Annotated in this window: 16 protein-coding genes and 1 pseudogene; 2 read left to right on the forward strand and 15 right to left on the reverse strand. The window is 45.9% G+C overall.

Translation table 11 applies throughout. From position 1 onward, the window contains the following. Positions 1-12: 12 nt before the first annotated feature. From AR442_RS18270 to AR442_RS18330, 13 genes and pseudogenes are all read right to left on the reverse strand, one after another. Positions 13-282: a hypothetical protein gene (locus tag AR442_RS18270; protein WP_014418037.1), complete on the reverse strand. Its 270-nt coding sequence runs from the start codon at positions 280-282 to the stop codon at positions 13-15. Between the two features lie 144 nt (positions 283-426). Further along, the gene (locus AR442_RS20545; RefSeq protein WP_014418036.1) at positions 427-690 is read right to left on the reverse strand and encodes an MFS transporter; all 264 of its coding nucleotides are present in this window, start codon (positions 688-690) and stop codon (positions 427-429) included. A gap of 181 nt (positions 691-871) precedes the next feature. Then, positions 872-2,500 (reverse strand): YndJ family protein, encoded by a 1,629-nt coding sequence (locus AR442_RS18280; RefSeq protein WP_053285109.1) that lies wholly within the window; start codon positions 2,498-2,500, stop codon positions 872-874. After that, the gene (locus AR442_RS18285) at positions 2,494-3,102 is read right to left on the reverse strand and encodes a DUF4166 domain-containing protein (RefSeq protein WP_038461489.1); all 609 of its coding nucleotides are present in this window, start codon (positions 3,100-3,102) and stop codon (positions 2,494-2,496) included. Before AR442_RS18285 ends, AR442_RS18280 begins: the two co-directional genes overlap by 7 nt. Beyond that, positions 3,099-3,914 (reverse strand): hypothetical protein, encoded by an 816-nt coding sequence (locus AR442_RS18290; protein ID WP_022553278.1) that lies wholly within the window; start codon positions 3,912-3,914, stop codon positions 3,099-3,101. Before AR442_RS18290 ends, AR442_RS18285 begins: the two co-directional genes overlap by 4 nt. A 118-nt stretch (positions 3,915-4,032) precedes the next feature. Then, the gene (locus tag AR442_RS18295) at positions 4,033-5,304 is read right to left on the reverse strand and encodes an MFS transporter (protein ID WP_053285108.1); all 1,272 of its coding nucleotides are present in this window, start codon (positions 5,302-5,304) and stop codon (positions 4,033-4,035) included. Between the two features lie 172 nt (positions 5,305-5,476). After that, positions 5,477-6,478 (reverse strand): substrate-binding domain-containing protein, encoded by a 1,002-nt coding sequence (locus tag AR442_RS18300; RefSeq protein ID WP_025650135.1) that lies wholly within the window; start codon positions 6,476-6,478, stop codon positions 5,477-5,479. Positions 6,479-6,561: 83 nt separating this feature from the next. Further along, positions 6,562-7,398 carry an SDR family oxidoreductase gene (locus AR442_RS18305; RefSeq protein WP_053285107.1) on the reverse strand — a complete coding sequence of 279 codons (837 nt, stop codon included), beginning with the start codon at positions 7,396-7,398 and terminating at the stop codon, positions 6,562-6,564. Beyond that, positions 7,395-8,470, reverse strand: a pseudogene (gene uxuA / locus AR442_RS18310) (mannonate dehydratase). The gene AR442_RS18305 and the pseudogene uxuA overlap by 4 nt, the downstream one beginning before the upstream one ends. Before the next feature lies 1 nt (position 8,471). Next, complete coding sequence (locus AR442_RS18315; protein WP_053285106.1) at positions 8,472-9,107, reverse strand: bifunctional 2-keto-4-hydroxyglutarate aldolase/2-keto-3-deoxy-6-phosphogluconate aldolase; 636 nt, start codon at positions 9,105-9,107, stop codon at positions 8,472-8,474. Between the two features lie 13 nt (positions 9,108-9,120). Further along, complete coding sequence (locus tag AR442_RS18320; protein WP_053285105.1) at positions 9,121-10,140, reverse strand: zinc-binding alcohol dehydrogenase family protein; 1,020 nt, start codon at positions 10,138-10,140, stop codon at positions 9,121-9,123. Between the two features lie 29 nt (positions 10,141-10,169). After that, positions 10,170-11,126, reverse strand: a complete 957-nt coding sequence (locus AR442_RS18325) for a sugar kinase (RefSeq protein WP_029973851.1) — start codon at positions 11,124-11,126, stop codon at positions 10,170-10,172. A 203-nt stretch (positions 11,127-11,329) separates the two neighbouring features. Further along, on the reverse strand, positions 11,330-12,748 hold the full coding sequence (locus AR442_RS18330; protein ID WP_007410311.1) for an alanine/glycine:cation symporter family protein: 1,419 nt from the start codon (positions 12,746-12,748) through the stop codon (positions 11,330-11,332). A gap of 377 nt (positions 12,749-13,125) precedes the next feature. On the opposite strand from AR442_RS18330, the gene AR442_RS18335 reads away from it, so the two are divergent. Continuing rightward, the gene (locus AR442_RS18335; protein ID WP_003153956.1) at positions 13,126-13,479 is read left to right on the forward strand and encodes a hypothetical protein; all 354 of its coding nucleotides are present in this window, start codon (positions 13,126-13,128) and stop codon (positions 13,477-13,479) included. Between the two features lie 24 nt (positions 13,480-13,503). Then, entirely contained in the window at positions 13,504-13,629 is a 126-nt protein-coding gene (locus AR442_RS21015; RefSeq protein WP_003153957.1) for a hypothetical protein, read from the forward strand. A gap of 59 nt (positions 13,630-13,688) precedes the next feature. Here the strand turns inward: AR442_RS21015 and parC are convergent, their stop codons facing one another. Then, the gene (gene parC, locus AR442_RS18340; RefSeq protein WP_053285104.1) at positions 13,689-16,112 is read right to left on the reverse strand and encodes a DNA topoisomerase IV subunit A; all 2,424 of its coding nucleotides are present in this window, start codon (positions 16,110-16,112) and stop codon (positions 13,689-13,691) included. 2 nt (positions 16,113-16,114) lie between these two features. Next, positions 16,115-18,082 (reverse strand): DNA topoisomerase IV subunit B, encoded by a 1,968-nt coding sequence (gene parE, locus AR442_RS18345; protein WP_014305073.1) that lies wholly within the window; start codon positions 18,080-18,082, stop codon positions 16,115-16,117. Between the last annotated feature and the right edge of the window lie 73 nt (positions 18,083-18,155).

The following is an 18,155-nucleotide window of genomic DNA, read 5'->3' on the forward strand; positions in this document are numbered from 1 at the left end:
TGTATTTATTTCTTACTGCTTTACATAGCATCGATCTTTATAAATTGTTTCACACTTTACTTCTTCCACATCAACTTTGCCATCGGATAATCTTGTGTAAACATAAACCCATTTTTCATTTCCGTTTTTAATAAACATGTCGAATTTAAAAGCGTCAGTATATTTGTCCATGACCCAGATCAATCCCGGAAGAGTTTCTGCTTTTGCTGGCGACACAGAAACTAATAATGCTCCAGCAATTACAGCCGCACCGGCTATTTTTTTAATTTTACTTTTTAACATTAATATTGCCCCCTTATGATTTATTGCCTGCTGCTTTCTCACTTAGCAGGTAATCTGATTTTACCATCTTGTACAAAGGGAATTTGTCATATTTTGTAGATAGGATACTTATTTTCACTAAAAATACATATATTGTCATGAATTTTATCCGATCCCCACATACAACAAGCTGATTTCTTTCTCACTGACACCTATACGCAGCGCATATGCCGTTGTGAAGCCAAACATTTTCGTAAAAATCATGTCATGGGCTAAAATGGATAAAAACGAGATTTTCAGCAAGGACATATGCCCGGCTGCCTTCACCATACCGCTCAATGTAACAGGTATCTTTGCGGTCGTTTTCATTTCGCGAATCATGAAAGACAGGCAAAGACTGGCAAGACCGAGGCTGCGTCCCATCCTCATTCACTGACAACATAACCGCTCATGCCCATCCCTGACAGCTGAGCTAACACGAGAATAAATGAGATCCAGCGCATGACTCCTTTCGTGTCATCTGCCGCAAAAAAGCTCGCAAATAAAATGGTGAATATAACCCATGTAGATGAGAAAAAGCCGCCTGATGAACAGACGGCTCTGCAGCTTGTTATTTGCTTCGGTTACCTGCGGAAGCATGAGTGATCCGATAATGCACAGTTAAAAATTTCAGTCCGAACAGCCACATATGATGAACGGCCTTCAGGCTTGTTTCGCTCTGGGCTGAAATAAGAAATGTCTCTGCCAGCGGAAGATGACACGCCCCCCATTTCGTCTGCAGATAAATCCCTTCATCACCCGCTCCGCTTTTTCGCCGTCTGCTTGTCAAAACAAGATTCTGCTTACGCGCATAAGGTTTTAAAATGCCCGTCATTTGGCCGTACGGCAGCGGGAGAGATATATTCATGTATCCTTCCCCTTTTGCCCTGTACGCTGAATACAGCGCAGTAAAAACGGTTTCCTGCTTTTCATTTGTTCTGATCCACGCACGGACATTTTTTCTGCCGTCTTTGTCAGAGTCAACGCCTATGATATCACTGTGCATAATATACCAATCCGGATTCATGGACAGGTGAATCTGCCCCGCTCTTCTGCTGAACGGCTCGTACACGCGCGCGAACGGACGAAACCATCTGCTCCACGTCACTTTTGCCATGATGTCATAATCAATTGTCTCTTCATAAAAGGAAATAACGGCCGGCGCCAGTTTTTCAATTGAAAAGTCTTCAGAATGCAGTTCTCTCATCTGATTCAGAAGGCCGGTATAATGGATGTCATTTGCTGCATGAATATCAGTCAAAAATTCTTTGCCTATCGTTCTCTTCCCGTAAATACGGCTGAACGTTCTATCACTGCCCTCATCAAACGGTCTCGGATTTTCCAACCTCCACCCCGCCAAAGCCGGCAGGATAACGCCGAATGCATTGACGGCCCCGTGAATCCAAATCATCTGGCTGATCGTGAGCGTTGCCTCCTCGCGGTAGACACCGTACGAATATATCAAAGAAAAAGCAATTGTGATCATTAACACAGCCGAAGAACTCCTGATCAAGATCCTGCCTGTTTTCGTAACAAACGGCGCCTTAAAGACGAGATATGCATTTACATACAGACCCGCCAGATACAGAGCGACAGCAATCACATCAAGTGTCTTTGAAAATGTAATCCCCAAGGCAATAAGGATCGGCGAAATCAAAATAATGACCGTGCTCCACCGGTAAAGTTCGCGTTTCTCCCGTATGATCCTGCCGAGCAATCCGTTAAAGATCGGAATGAGAAAAGCGGAATAGTGAAAGTGCACCGCCGTCAGCAGAACGATAAGCGGGCCGAAATTCATGACGGGAATCTCAAGGACATATGCGAAGAACCAGAATCCGCCCCCGGCCAAATAAATGAAACCCGCCATAACAGACATCTCTTCTGTTCTGTGAATATTTGTTTTCATCAGCCGCCGGACAGCATACAGTGCCAGCCCAAACGTATAAATGAGCCACACAACGGCAAAAAAACTGAAGTCTGTGACAAGCGCAAGCACCGCACATAAAGCGGCAACAGGATAACTCCGTAACAACACATTCTCTAAGGTCTTTGACGGCCGAAAAGCAAAATCGAATACAGCAGGAACGAAAAAAAGTACGGAAAATAAAACAAACGTCTCAGCAGCTGATATATGCGGAGCTTCAGCCGCCGCAAATCCCAAAAAGCAAATCACGCTTACCATGAGATGACGCTTCAGCATGTTTCTCCCTCTGTTTCCCGGAAAGTCCCCCGGTAAGAGAAAAGCGTGCCGAGTATCCGATTTTTCACATGAACCTTTATGCTGAAGCTATTCATTTCCTCATCATAAGCCTCATAAACGGTTGAACTGCCGCACAGCCATGCCGGAAGCGGGATTTTCTTTCCGCCTATCAGGAGCCACTGCCTTCCGGATGTAATAACAAGCCCTCCTTCTGAAGACGCTTCTAAATGCAGTTCAGACAGTAGGATGCGGGGTTTGCCGAAGTAATCAAGAATTCTGTTTTCCCGCTCATCATATTCCATGACCGCATCAAAAAAACGCGTTTTGCCTTTAAAGAAAAAGGTACGATTCCATTCCACGCCATTTTGCCTGTTTTTGTTTTCGATAGTGAAAGGGATATCGTTTCCCCTCTCTGAGAAAAAACATCTGAAAAAAACACCTGTCTTTAAAAGCATTCTGACAAGAAAAGAACCTCCCTTTATTTCTGACATAACGCCTTCTCCGCAAAACGTGCGTGATCCGTCAAATCTGTACCGTTTCTGCAGCATCGGGTGCAGTGATTGATAATGAGTAATCGTTTTTTCATACATTGAATCCGTCATTTCACTTCTCTCTTTCGCTTTGTATGCCAGGCGCTCGGCAGCTTGAGCTTAAGAATCATGCCGGCTATCGTAAGCACTCCTAATGAGATCACGAATCCGCCGCCGGAATATAGCAGTGCCGTTACACAAAAGAAGACTGACTGCCCGGTGTGAATCAGCCACTTTCTCCGCATGGGAAGCAGCCATAATACCCCTAACCCTGTCTCCAGCGCTCCCCTCACGATCTCTGCATCGGCACAGCCATCATGAAAGCCTTGAAAAAACCAATACATACTGAATACGAGACACATACAGACATAGACAAACCCGAAACGGACTGATATCTTCGGATGTCTGTTTTGTTCTATCCAAAGCCGCAACGCATCAAAGCTCCATGCGGTAGCCCAGCTTAGCAGAGGACGAAATAAAAACCGGTCTATCCAACTTCCCGGCAGACCGCGGGCCGTTTCATATTGATATTGAGTCAAAAATGCGGTTTGTCCGTTATCCCGCTCTATATACTTCCAGTAGCCCCTGCCTTCTTTTATAAGTGACAGCGGATGATCAGAGGCAAAAGCGAGCGAAGACACTCTTTCTGACGAGCGAGGCCTTATGTCACCTATTGATTCGCCCGTGCCGCATACCTTCAGCCCAAAACCGATTCGTGTTTCATATAGAAATCTCTGCGGTTCATCTGGCAGCCTATGAAGATATGTAATGTCAGAAAAACGCAGATCCCATTCCTTATGAAGATGCGGGGTTTGCGTATATTCCCAAAGCGTTTCTATATCAGATGCAATATAGATTTCGACATATATCGGCTTCTGTTTCATGCCCCCTCCTCTTCCCTTCTTTTGTAAACAATTCCTATATTATCATAGGAACAGATCAAGCGGCAGAACGAAAAGGCCATCCCGTTATCGGCAGGACAGCCTCAGTGACTTTGATGACTTATGAATAAGGTATCGTGTCTTTTTTATCTTCAGAAGCGGTTTGAATGATAATCGGACGCACGAAACGGATTACCGCAGCCGAGGCCAAAACGGCTAATCCGCCTGCAAGCAAAAACGCCCCCGAGAATGATCCGCTTTTGTCCGCGATAAAGCCGGTTAAAGCAGGCCCGATAATACCGGCCGTGTTTGCAAGAAAATGCATAAAGCCGCCGACTGACCCGACATTCCTTTGATCAACCACATCATGAATGACCGCCCAATAGATAGAGCCCGTTATATATAAAAAGAAGACTGATAAAGCAACGAGAATAACGGCACTTACGGTAGTGGTAACAAGTCCGGCAAATCCGATCAGTACAGCGGAAGCGAACAGACAAGTGACAAGAATGACTTTCCGTGAGAACAAAACCCCTTTTCCGGCGGTTTTTTTGAATACATAATCAGAAATCATTCCGCCTGCCGCCAAACCGATAAATCCAAGAATCCAGGGAATAACAGTCACCACGCTCATAAATTCAACACTTAAACCGCGTTCTTTCACCAGATAGCTCGGAAACCATGTTAAGAAGAAAAATAAAATGTAGTTGTAGGCGAAAAAGGCAAAAGCCGTGAAGAGAACCGTTTTTTGTTTCAAATAAAAGGTCATCGGGATATGCTGCTCATGCGATTGAATCGCTGCTTTCATTGCCGGGGCGTCTTCCGTCGGCGCCGGCCGTTCTTTGACAAATTTAAACCAGATGAGCGCCCAGACTAAACCGATGATCATGATCAGGACAAAGGAAACTTTCCAGCTGAACGCCACAGCAATCATCCCGACAATCGGGCCGGAGATCGCTCCGCCGAGCGGCGTTCCGCTGTTTGTCAGGCCGATGACCGTGGCGCGCTGAGACGGAGGAAACCAATTGTTGACCATTTTGCTTATGGCAGCCGACAGCGGCCCCTCCCCCATACCGAATAAAACACGGATAATCAAAAGACTTACAAATCCGAAAGCAAGCGCAACCGCTCCGCTGAAAAGAGACCAAACGATCATCGCCGTACACAATGTCAATTTAGCCCCGTACCGGTCAGATGCAACACCGCCGAGAAAGTTAAACACAGCGTATCCGACAGAGAAACTGCTGAAAATCAGCCCCATTTGGGTTGCCGACAATGTGAGATCCTGCTGTATGAACGGCGCTGCAATAGACAGCGCTGAGCGGTCTAAATAGTTAATCACCCCGGCTGAAAATAAAAGAAGAATAATAGGGAATCTATCCTTTGAGAACATAAAATCCCTCCCTCTTATTTCATAATATTCAGATATTAAAATTGCCGGAGTAAACCGGTTTATGCAATGAAAAGGGAATCTATCCTTTGAGAACATAAAATCCCTCCCTCTTATTTCATAATATTCAGATATTAAAATTGCCGGAGTAAACCGGTTTATGCAATGAAACCGGTTATCCGGATTGCCTTGCGAGCAGCGCCGGTTTATAGCGGTGAATCCGTTTTTCACCGCCATCTTTTTCTTGTATCTGGCGAAGAAGAAGGCTTCCCGCTTTTCGCGCCATTTCTGCCGCAGGCTGAACGATCGTCGTAATCGGAGGAGTAAAAAAACCCGCAAAAGGAACTTCATCAATTCCGATGACGGCTGCCTTATCCGGAATTGTCATATCATGCTCCTTCATATACTTCAGCACCTCAACAAGAACGATATCGTTTGCCGCCAATATCGCTTTCGGAGGCTCTTCAAGTGAGAACAGCTCTGACAAAACATTGGAAATATCAGCCGCATCGGCTGTTTTGATATATTCGTTCCGCACTATCATTCCGTGGCGGTCAAGCGCCTTCTTATACCCTTCAATCCTTTCTACCCTCGGACTGATTTCCCGAATAATGGACGTCGTAATAATCGCGATTCTCTTTATGCCGCTTTCGATAAACCGGTCAACGGCAAGACCGGCTGCATGATGATTATCAAGCATCACTGTCGGAATCCCGAGTTCTTCAATGGTTCTGTCCATAAACACGACCGGAAACGTATCGCGTTTCATCTTTTCATATAAAGAGAGATTTTCGCCCGTCGGAAAAATAATAATTCCGTCCACCTGCTTGGCCCGCAGCATTTCAATATATTTCTTTTCTTTTTCCGGTTCATCATCCGCATTGCAGACAATAATATGAAATCCTTGTTCATGAAAATAGTCTTCCACCGCCCTGATGACCTGAGTGGAAAAGGTGTGAAGAATATTAGCCACCACCACACCTACTGTAAATGTTGATTTCTGTTTTAAGCTGCGGGCGACGAAATTCGGCTGATAGTTCAGCTCTTGAATGGCCGCTTCTATTTTTTGTTTCGTTTTCTCGCTCATATAGTCATAGCGCTGATTTAAAAATTGAGATACGGTGCTTTTAGATACGTTTGCATATTTCGCCACATCAGAAATTGTAATGGTTTTCATAGACTCATCCCCGTCTGTCTTCATTTTTCACTAGTATAAGTCAGAAGTAAATAGTTTACAATCTGACAGGGACATGGATTCTGTCACACTCCGGAATAAGCCATAAAACCTCCGTCGACGGGAACGGTGACCCCTGTGACAAAGCCTGAGCATGAATCATCCGAAAGCCACAGGAGCGTTCCCAGAAGGTCTTCCGGTTTCCCGAAACGTTTCATCGGTGTATGTGCCATAATCTTATTGGATCGGTCTGTCAGACTTCCATCTTCCTGTAATAACAACTCACGGTTTTGCGCTGTCAAAAAGAAACCCGGAGCGATGGCATTCACCCGCATCCCTTTTTTTGCGAAATGAACAGCCATCCACATCGTAAAATTCTGAATCGCCGCCTTGGCCGCGCTGTAGGCAGGCACCTTTGTCATCGGTGTATACGCACTCATAGAAGAAATATTAATAATCGCGGGACATTCCGCCTTCAAAAGGTCTTTTCCAAACACTTGCGATGCCAGAAATGCACCGGTAAAGTTGGTTGAAAAAACGCTGGAAAACCCCGTTTCGTCCATATCAAAAAATGATGTGCCCTGCTCATCCTCTTCATACGTCTCACTGGCAGTGATCGCATCAGGGTGATTTCCCCCGGCTCCGTTAATTAAAAGATTGACAGAACCGAACCGGCTGATAATCTCGTCTTTTGCCTTTTCGAGCGAATCACGGGCTGAAACATCAGCCGGTACAGAAACCGCGGTTCCTCCAGCGTCAGCAATCTCGCCCGCCGCACGCTCTGCTTTATCAGCATTCCGGCTGACGATCGCAATTTTCATCCCCTGCCGTGAAAGCTCCTTTGCCATTGCTGAACAGAGAACACCGCTCCCGCCTGTTATGACAGCGGTTCTTCCTGATAAACGTTCATGAATCGGTCTCATCTCTTCACCCCTTTCTCATGAGACGAGAACGCATCCCACAGTCCGTTCAAGTACATAATTCCTAAGGCACGATCATATAAACCATAACCCGGCCGCATTGTTCGCCCCAGATATGACGGCCGTGATCAGGCCGTACATATCCTTTATAGTCTTGGCCGTGCAATTCTTTTACCACACCGGTAATATCAATGGACCCATCACTGGTAAGATGCGAAGTTTCCGTAAAATCACCGTTATCGCAGATTTTCACATTTCGTATATGGGCAAACGGCGCAGCTCCCGCATAGTGTTTGGCGATCTTCACCATATCATTGGCGGGATCCGCTCCCATCGAACCCGTGCATAACGTAATACAATTGGCGGGTGAATCTGAAATCTCTCGCAGCTTTTCGTAGCTTTTCTCACCGGTGATAATACGGGGCAGGCCAAAAATTGACCAGGGCGGATCATCCGGATGAATGGCCATTTGAATGCCGTGTTCCTCCGCTACAGGAAGAATTTCATGTAAAAAGAACTCAAGATTGGCCCAAAGCTGTTTTTCATCAACCGTTTGATAGGCCTCAAACAGTTCCTTGATCCGGGCCATTTTCTCCGGCTCCCACCCGGGAAGCGTCAAATCAGAAGATTCTTCAACCGTGCGGATCAGTTCCTCCGGAGATAGACTTTCCACTTTCGCTTTTTCAAAAAACAGTGCGGTTGACCCATCCTCCAGCGCGCGGAACATATCGGTACGCGTCCAGTCAAATATCGGCATGAAATTGTAACAGATGACTTTCACACCGAATTCGGACAGATTGCGAATGGTCTGTTTATAGTGCTCAATATATTGTCCGCGTTCTTCATGACCGAGTTTAATGGCTTCATGAACATTCACGCTTTCCACGACCTCTGCATGAAACCCATAGGATTGAATGAATCTGACTTCCGCTTCAATGTCCTCCTTTTCCCATACTTCGCCCGCGGGCTTCTGGTGAAGAGCCCAGACGATGCCTTTGACCCCGGGAATTTGTCTGACATGTTCAAGAGTCACCGTATCATTACCTTGGCCATACCAGCGAAACGTGATATTCATGTTACACCCCCGTATATTCGTGTTTTCGGCAGACGTATTCTTTGCTGAGGGATACGGCAGCTTCATAGCCGCCCTTTTGATATGCTTTTGTCAAGTCGCTTCCCACACCCACCGCGACCGCTCCGGCAGAGAGCCAGTCATTCATGCTGTTTAATGAGATACCCCCGGTCGGCATAATGCGGACATTCGGCAGAGGACCGTTGACCGACTTGATAAATGAAGGGTCAAACGAATTAGCGGGGAACAGCTTTACCACATCACATCCGGCTTCGAGCGCCAAAGCCATATCAGACACGCTCATGCATCCCGGAAGATACGGTACGCTGTACTGGTTGCATAGAGATGCTATCTCTTTTACAAAATGAGAGCTGACGATAAATGAGGCGCCTGATAAAATGGCGTGTCTCGCCGTTTCTGTATCCATTACAGAGCCGGCTCCAAGAAGAATATCTTGATGCCGGAGTTCCTTAAAGACATCTTCCACTTCAGGAGTTGTGTATGTAAGCTCAATGGCGCTGATACCTCCTGAAATGGCCGCTCTTGAAACTTCAAGCGCCTCTTGGCTGTTTTGTCCCCTTATGACAGCCACCACTTGTGCATGCAGAAGTTTTTCGTAAATAACGTACTTAGGCAGCATTCTCGCTCCTCCTTTAATCAAACGTAATGATTGCTTTTCCCACCTTGCCCGGGTGCTGTTCGATCAACTGAAATGCTTGATGGACGTCATCTGCTGAAAATGTATGTGTAATAAGACCGCCGTGCGTTAACAGGCCTTTATTCAGTAAGTCTGTAATGTACGGAAACTGATTCGTCTGCAATCTTGAACCGGTTATCGTGACTTCCTTTTTTGTGATCGGAAGCTGAGAAATGCCGGCAGTCCTCTCATCAAAACCAAGCACAACCACATGACCGGCCGGAGACACCGCGTCAATAGACGTTTCAAACGTTGAGGGGAGACAGACGGCATCAATGACGGCATTGGCGCCTTCATTTTTTGTCCATTCGTTCACCCGCAAAACGGGATCTTCTTTTTGCGCGTTGACGGTAACGTCCGCACCGTTTTTTTCAGCGAATGCCAAGCGTTCATCATTCAAGTCGGTTATCATGACGGAAGCGCCTTTGAGCTTTGCCATTTTTAATATGCAGATTCCGATCGGCCCCGCCCCCTGAATCAAAACGGTATCTTCCTTCTCGACTCCGCCTCTCCAAACGGCCTGGGCGCCGATCGTATATGGTTCTGCCATGACCGCTTCCTCCCAGGGCAGATCGGGCGAAACGGCATGCAGCTGCTTTTCCGGAAGCACGATATATTCCCGCATCCCGCCATCTTCATGAACGCCGAACACCGAAAGCGCTTTGCAGACGTTCGGACGTCCTTTCCGGCAGGCATAGCATGTTCCGCAATAAGATATCGGTTCAATCACTACCCGGTCACCCGGCTTGAAACGCCGGACAAGAGAACCGGTCTTTGCGACTTCCCCTGTGACTTCATGACCGATTACTCTCGGCAGGGACGCTAACGGATTTGTCCCATGATAAATATGCAAATCTGATCCGCAAATTCCGACCCGCTTCACCTTGACAAGAACATCATCCGCGTGGACAACAGACGGTTTCTCACATTCCGTCACCACCAGATCAAATGCTTTCCGTACTAGAACCGCTTTCATTTTCTCACCCGCTTTTTAAGTTGTGCTTGCTAACGTTCAATCACAGTCTCTTTGTTTACAAATGACAGAACCTCTTCTAGATAGGGAAGCCCTTCATTGTCACCGGAAACTGTGGTGACGAGCGCACCGACCGCATTGGCAAACTCCAGACGTTTTTCCGGTTCAAAACCATGCAGATAACTGTACAGGTAACCGGCATTAAAGCCGTCACCCGCTCCTACCGTGTCAACAGGCGCAACCGGGAAAGCCTCTTTGTGAACCCACTTATGATCATGATACAGCGCAGAACCTGCTTCACCGTCTTTTATGACAAGCTGACTGATTGAATAGGTCTCTGCAAACCGGGCTAATGCCTCATTTTCCCCTAGACCTGTCAGCTGTTTCATTTCGTCCCGGCCCGCCAGAAGAATATCAGTATGCGGAAAGATTTGATGAAATGCCGCACGCGCCTCCTCAATCGTCCACAGCTTCAGCCTGATATTCGGATCAAAAGATACGGGAATCCCCCTTGCTTTGGCGATGGAAAGCACCCTTTCAGCAATTTCAAGGTTTTTCTTATCAAGCGCGAGGAACACGCCGGTAAGATGAACGATGTGAATGCCGGCAAACATATTCTCTGTTATATCTTCCGGTGCAAGAGTCAGAATTGGTGAATTGAAACGGTAATAAAACGTCTTGCCTGAACCGTCATTTCTGATCTCTTTGACATTTAAAGATGTAGGAAAGCCTTCAACATAGGAGACGTCAGTCACATCAATTCCTTCTCCTTTGGCAAACTGATAAATCACTCTGCCGAACTCATCCTTCCCCAGCCTGCTGACCCACTTTGAGTGCAGATTCAATCTGGCGCATGCAATCGCAAAATTCAGTTCAGCTCCTCCTGCTTTTCGTTCAAAATGGGTAACAAAACGCAAAGGCCCTGTGCTTGCGGGATTTAAGGTGATCATCGCATCACCGATCGTAAAAATGCCATAATCAGAAGCCACATTAATACTCCTTTCCTTTAAGACTAAATCGGTTTGGTAAACCGGTTTAGTTAAACTTTATATGAAAGCCCTTACACACACAAGAGAAAAATACAACAAATTCAAAAAAATCTGTTTTCGGCAAAAATAACCCGGTTTTTCACATAAAAAAACCCCTCACAACAAAATGTAAGGGGTTTTTTGAAAATTGTATGCATGTTTCCTTAGTTAGCAGTCTTACGTTCGGGGCTTGTACCTTCTTCTTCCGCCCATGTTTCAATATGCTTGAGCTCCGGCGTATTCTCGGCCTTGAATACAGGATCAAGACCTTTTTTGCGCTGAGCGGCATAATCCTTATAGATCTTGTAGGCTACATTACTCAGCAATAAGATTGCCACTAAGTTAATGAGAGCCAAGAGTCCCATAAACAAGTTTGCCATGTCCCAGACGATCTGGAAGTCAGCCAAACATCCGTATACCACCATCACTACGACGAATACGCGGTAAATATTAAGCCATGTTTTGCTTGTTTTAATAAATTCAATATTCGTTTCACCATAGTAATAGTTGCCGACGACAGAACTGAATGCGAATAAAAACATCGCAATCGCAATAAATGTCGGCGCCCATCCGCCGAGGTGGTGCTGCAGTGCGGCTTGCGTCACTTGAATGCCGTCTCCTTTAGGCGTAAAGCTGTACAATAAAATGATAAAGGCAGTCGATGTACAAACGATAAATGTATCAAAAAATACGCCGAGCGTCTGAATTAATCCCTGCTTAGCCGGATGCGACACATGTGCAGCCGCTGCGGCATTCGGCGCGCTTCCCATACCCGCTTCGTTTGAAAACAGGCCGCGCTGCGCACCGATAATAATGATGCTTCCTAAGCTTCCGCCGACGATCTGTTCAAGACCGAACGCATTTTTCACAATCGTAACAAACAGCTCAGGTACCGCTGTAATATTTACAATCACGACATACAGCGCGATCAGAATATACATACCCGCCATGACCGGAACGATTAATTGCGAGACGGAAACAACACGTTTCAGACCGCCGAATATAATGAAAGCCGTTAATACAGCTAAAATGATTGCGATAACTGTTTTATTCACATGGAATGCTTCGTCAAACGCGACAGAAATCGTATTTGACTGCACGGCGTTAAAGATAAGTCCGAAAGAAACGGTAATCAATACGGCGAATAAAATACCGAGCCAGCGGGCGCCCAGTCCCTTTGCCATGTAATATGCCGGACCGCCGCGGAATTCGTCACCGGAACGCACTTTATACAGCTGCGCCAAGGTGCTTTCCACAAAGCTGGAAGCCATACCGACAATCGCTACGATCCACATCCAAAATACTGCGCCGGGACCGCCTGTTGCAATCGCCAGCGCGACGCCGGTCAAGTTTCCGGTTCCGACACGAGAAGCGGCTGAGATAAAGAATGCCTGCATTGAAGACACTCCTTTATTTCCTTGCGGCTTCTCCCCGACGATTCTAAACATTTCTATAAAGTATTGGAATTGAATAAAGCGAAAACGGAACGTAAAGTACAAACCGATCCCGACTAAAATATAAACAAGATACTTCCAAATAAAATCATTTGGAACATTTATGATTTCACTGATGAAAGCCTCCATGTTTAACCTCCCTTTTACGTATCTTTTACTGTCATTTTTGCTGCATATGTTAGATCTTTTAACACAACGAGTATTATTATATCACAACGACCGTGGTTGAGAAGTTTTTTTAAGAAAATGTTTCGGTTTCTTCATCACGTCTTTTGCTGTCATGCCCCGTTTTTTATCTTACAGCCCGAAAAATGTTGTCACGTCATAAGGAATGCGTGCATATCATAACAAATAGGTCTTTAAGATAAAAGAGATGAAAAGATGGATGGAATGGTATATACTTAACCAGGATAATAATTTTTTAAATTTAATAAATATGTTTACTTTACATTTAAATTAGGGTATTATAATAAAAATATTCAGACTTATGAAGGGGGGGAGAACATTTGAAAAAAATCTTGTTTTTAAAAGCTTCTATTTTATTTTTAGCGATTGCAAGCTTTCATTTGCTCTCCATTCCCCATGCGTTTGATACTGCTCATCATTTTAAAGCGGTAGCCGACCAGCAGGAAATGCACGAAATGAAGGCCGGCCAAAATGCTGATGATGAGAAAAAATCGCTGACGGGCTCATATATCTTGACGGCGCTTTTTGCCGCTTCTGTCTCACTGATCGTGATATCAGACAGGAGACGCCCCGCTTCCCGGAGAAGACAGCGAAAGAAAAGCTTTTTAATCGCTAAATTTTATCAGTCCTCGTATTTCGATGAGCTTCATGTTCAACATCGCCTATCTATGTAACATAAAATGAGGAGGTTGTTAAACATGTTGTTTATCTTACGAATGGTGATTTTAGGGTTGTTTTCATTCACTGCATTGAATTTATTTGTATGGCAGGGAATCGAAGTCATTCACGCTATCACTGACTTATTCGGCAGCCACGAAAGCTAAATAGTAAAACCTCCGCTCAATGAGCGGAGGTTTTTTTTATTTTATTTTTACTCTTAAACTTAAACATCAGACGCGGGGATACGCCATACATCTGTTACCGGCCCTGTCTCAGCTTCATCGGTAAAGAAGGAACCGTTGCTGTATCGGTCATTCGCCCGCAAGGACTTCACGGCGATTTCGATTCTCTCGCCTTTTTCTGTTTCCGCAGCGATCATGTCGGCCAAAGCGCATGCGAATACGCCGACTGTGCGATGCGGGTTCTTTTTAAGCTCACGCAGCATGATGACGCCGCGCTTCGCTCTGGATGTTTTTTCGAATTCAGATAGGTTCATCCGCTTGATTGCTCCCCGCTGTGTGACGAGGACAAGCGAATCTGTTTCATGCAGGATTTGTCCTGATACGACGGTATCACCGTCTTTTAAATTTATACCCTTTACGCCGGCCGCACGGGCACCGACTACATTTACTTCATCTTCACCGAACCATAAACCGTACCCGAGGCGGGTGGCGATAAACAGCTGGCTGCCGCCGTCTGTGACATGAACATCAATCAGCTCGTCGTCCCCTTTAAGGTTAAGGGCAACAAGCGCTTTCGAGTAACGCTGCGCTTTGTAATGCGTCATTTCAGTTCTTTTCACCATGCCGTTTTTCGTCATAAACAATAAATATGAAGATGGATCAAATTCTTTTACCGGTATAGCTTTCACGATGGTTTCATCACGGTCAATCGTGATGATGTTCGTTACGTGCTGCCCCATGTCTTTCCACCTGATATCGGGAAGCTGGTGAACCGGACAATAAACATAGCTTCCCTTATTGGTAAAGAGCAGGAGAACATCCGTTGTGTTCATTTCAAATTGGTGAATCAGCCTGTCAGTATCCTTCATACCGAAATCCTGGCCGTTAGAAGCGGCAAATGACCGCTGGCTTGTTCGTTTTACATAGCCGTCTTTTGTGACTGTCACATATACGTCCTCAGAGGCTACCATGACTTCAAGATTAATTTTAATTTCCTCAATCTTTTCTTCAATGACAGACCGTCTGCTGTCAGCATAGGTCTTTTTCAATTTTTTCAGGCTGCTTGTAATGACTTTTAACAGCTTTTTATCATGACTTAAAATGGCTTCGAGCTCCTGAATTTTCTTGCTGAGCTCTTCCGCTTCCTCTTTTAGCGCCGTAATATCCGTGTTTGTCAGACGATACAGCTGCAAGGATACGATCGCTTCGGCCTGCGGCTCCGTAAATGCGAATTTAGACATTAAGTTTTGTTTCGCATCTTTCTTGTCGCTGCTTGCCCGGATGACCGCTATGACCTCATCTAACACAGACAGTGCCTTCATCAGTCCTTCAACGATGTGATGCCGCTCTTTTGCTTTTTGCAATTCAAAGACGGAGCGGTTTGTCACTACTTCCTTCTGGTGGGAAATATACGCATCCAGGATGGCTGTAAGACTCATCAGCATCGGCCGGCGGTTATGTATGGCGACCATATTAAAGTTATATGTTGTCTGCAGATCAGTGTTTTTATATAAGAAATTCAGGATGCCTTTTGCATCGGCTTCTTTCTTTAACTCAACGACCACCCGAAGCCCCGTGCGGTCAGTTTCATCCCGGACTTCAGAAATGCCTTCGACTTTTTTGTCTATGCGGTATTCGTCCATTTTCTTTACGAGATTGGCTTTGTTTACTTCAAACGGAATTTCTGTAATGACGATCTGCTCCCGTCCGCCTCTTACGGATTCCACTTCAGCCTTGCCGCGGATAATAATTTTGCCTTTCCCGGTTTCATAAGCCTTCCGAATGCCGTCGACTCCTTGAATAATGCCTCCTGTCGGAAAGTCAGGCCCTTTAATCACCTGCATCAAGTCATCGACGGTGCAATCCGGAGATTCAATCCGTTTAATGACGGCATCAATGACCTCACCCAGATGATGAGGGGGAATATCAGTCGCATAGCCCGCTGAAATCCCGGTTGATCCGTTGACAAGCAAGTTAGGGAACATGGCGGGCAAAACAACCGGTTCTTTACTAGTGTCATCAAAGTTCGGAACGAATTCAACCGTATTTTTATCAATATCACGCAAAAGCTCTGACGCGATAGAAGATAATCTCGCTTCCGTATAACGCATGGCAGCCGGCGGATCACCGTCAATGCTTCCATTGTTGCCGTGCATCTCAATCAGCACATTCCGCACTTTCCAATCCTGGCTCATCCGCACCATCGCTTCATAAACGGAGCTGTCACCGTGCGGATGATAATTACCGATAACGTTTCCGACCGTTTTCGCCGCTTTACGGAAATTTTTATCGAATGTATTTCCGTCTGCGTGCATGGCGTATAAAATTCTCCGCTGCACCGGCTTTAAACCGTCACGAGCGTCGGGCAGCGCCCTGTCTTGAATAATGTATTTACTGTAGCGTCCGAAACGGTCGCCGATTACTTCTTCTAACGGTAAATCATGAAATAATTCTGGCTGTGCCACTATTAAACCTCCTCAGCGACCGACAAGTTTTCATTTTCTAAAATATTGCTTTCCTCATCTAATCCGAAGGCAACATTCTTTTCAATCCATTTTCTTCTCGGTTCTACTTTGTCTCCCATTAATGTCGTTACGCGGCGCTCTACCCGTGCCGCATCGTCGATCTTGACTCTGACGAGAGTTCGCGATTCGGGATTCATCGTCGTTTCCCAGAGCTGGTCTGCGTTCATTTCTCCCAGACCTTTATAGCGCTGGATGGTATACCCTTTGCCGACTTTCTTTAAAACGCCGTCCATTTCTTCGTCGGACCAGGCATATTCAATAATCTCTTTCTTACCGCTCCCTTTGCTCACTTTGTAAAGAGGCGGAAGGGCGATGAAGACTTTTCCGTGCTCGATTAAAGGTTTCATATAGCGGTAGAAAAACGTTAACAGCAAGACTTGAATGTGCGCGCCGTCGGTATCCGCGTCCGTCATGATGATGATCTTGTCATAGTTGATGTCGTCTATATCAAAATCTGCGCCGACACCGCCTCCGATCGCATGAATAATCGTATTGATTTCTTCATTTTTGAAGATGTCTGCAAGCTTTGCTTTCTCTGTGTTGATGACCTTTCCGCGAAGGGGCAGCACGGCTTGGAATTTCCGGTCTCTTCCCTGTTTTGCAGAACCTCCCGCAGAGTCTCCCTCCACAAGATACAATTCATTCTTCGCCGGATTTCTGGAACCGGCCGGTGTGAGTTTTCCGCTCAGCGTCGCTTCTGATTTTTTGCGTTTTTTGCCGCTTCTCGCTTCTTCTCTCGCTTTACGGGCCGCTTCACGGGCCTGGCTTGCTTTAATCGCTTTTTTGACAAGCAGGGTCGCCGTATCGCGGTTTTCTTCCAAGAAATAAGCAAGATTCTCGGAAATGACGGCATCCGCGGCTGATCTCGCCTCACTTGTGCCAAGCTTCCCTTTCGTCTGGCCTTCAAATTGCAGCAGTTCCTCCGGGATACGCACGGAAATAATTGCGGACAAACCTTCCCTGATATCGGCGCCTTCAAGGTTCTTGTCTTTCTCTTTTAAAAGGGCGACCTTTCGCGCATACTCGTTAAACGCTCTTGTCATTGCCGTTTTGGCTCCTGATTCGTGGGTGCCGCCGTCCTTTGTTCTGACGTTATTAACGAATGACAGCATATTTTCTGAATACCCGTCATTAAACTGAAACGCGAAATCGACTTCAATGTCGTGATGCTCGCCTTCAAAGGAAACCACTTCGCATAAAGCGTCTTTTTCCTCGTTTAAATAAGCGACAAATGCTTCAATTCCGTTCTCATAATAAAATACTTCTTTTACGCCGTTCCGTTCATCAATTAATTCTATTTTCAAACCTTTTAACAAGAAAGCTGATTCGCGCAGACGTTCTGACAGCGTGTCAAAATTATAAACCGTTGCGCTGAACATTGACGGATCAGGTTTAAAATGGGTAAGCGTTCCCGTTTTTTTGGTGGTTCCGATTTTTTCAAGTGAAGTCACGGGCTTGCCGCCGTTTTCAAACCGCTGTTTATAAACATATCCGTCACGCTCAATAGTAACTGTCAGCCACTCCGATAACGCGTTTACGACAGATGCGCCGACACCATGCAGACCGCCGCTTGTTTTATAGCCGCCCTGTCCGAATTTCCCCCCGGCATGCAGCACGGTGAAAATAACTTCCGGCGTCGGCTTTCCGAGCTTATGCATCCCGGTCGGCATTCCGCGTCCTCTGTCCTGTACGGAGATGCTGTTGTCCTTATGTATCGTTACGATAATATGATCTCCGTAGCCGGCAAGAACTTCATCGACGGAATTGTCGACGATCTCATATACCAGATGGTGCAGGCCTCGTGCGTCCGTCGAACCGATGTACATTCCCGGTCGTTTTCTGACGGCTTCCAGGCCTTCAAGCACCTGTATGGCATCTTCGTTGTAATCAAATTGCTGTTTTCTAGCCAAACGTACAAACCCCTTTCAAAAAACCTGCTCTTAATCATTCTCTTTTTTAAATGTTTTCATGTCTTTGTTTTTC

This window comes from Bacillus velezensis (assembly GCF_001461825.1).
Taxonomy (GTDB): domain Bacteria; phylum Bacillota; class Bacilli; order Bacillales; family Bacillaceae; genus Bacillus; species Bacillus velezensis.

What these genes read in the sequence shown, in the direction of transcription:
- AR442_RS18280 (WP_053285109.1), bottom strand. Translation starts at nt 2,500, where the DNA reads ATGCTGAAGCGTCATCTCATGGTAAGCGTGATTTGCTTTTTGGGATTT.
- AR442_RS18270 (WP_014418037.1), bottom strand. Translation starts at nt 282, where the DNA reads ATGTTAAAAAGTAAAATTAAAAAAATAGCCGGTGCGGCTGTAATTGCT.
- AR442_RS18290 (WP_022553278.1), bottom strand. Translation starts at nt 3,914, where the DNA reads ATGAAACAGAAGCCGATATATGTCGAAATCTATATTGCATCTGATATA.
- AR442_RS18305 (WP_053285107.1), bottom strand. Translation starts at nt 7,398, where the DNA reads ATGAGACCGATTCATGAACGTTTATCAGGAAGAACCGCTGTCATAACA.
- AR442_RS18315 (WP_053285106.1), bottom strand. Translation starts at nt 9,107, where the DNA reads ATGCTGCCTAAGTACGTTATTTACGAAAAACTTCTGCATGCACAAGTG.
- AR442_RS18320 (WP_053285105.1), bottom strand. Translation starts at nt 10,140, where the DNA reads ATGAAAGCGGTTCTAGTACGGAAAGCATTTGATCTGGTGGTGACGGAA.
- AR442_RS21015 (WP_003153957.1), top strand. Translation starts at nt 13,504, where the DNA reads ATGTTGTTTATCTTACGAATGGTGATTTTAGGGTTGTTTTCATTCACT.
- AR442_RS18300 (WP_025650135.1), bottom strand. Translation starts at nt 6,478, where the DNA reads ATGAAAACCATTACAATTTCTGATGTGGCGAAATATGCAAACGTATCT.
- AR442_RS18285 (WP_038461489.1), bottom strand. Translation starts at nt 3,102, where the DNA reads ATGACGGATTCAATGTATGAAAAAACGATTACTCATTATCAATCACTG.
- AR442_RS18330 (WP_007410311.1), bottom strand. Translation starts at nt 12,748, where the DNA reads ATGGAGGCTTTCATCAGTGAAATCATAAATGTTCCAAATGATTTTATT.
- AR442_RS20545 (WP_014418036.1), bottom strand. Translation starts at nt 690, where the DNA reads ATGAGGATGGGACGCAGCCTCGGTCTTGCCAGTCTTTGCCTGTCTTTC.
- AR442_RS18295 (WP_053285108.1), bottom strand. Translation starts at nt 5,304, where the DNA reads ATGTTCTCAAAGGATAGATTCCCTATTATTCTTCTTTTATTTTCAGCC.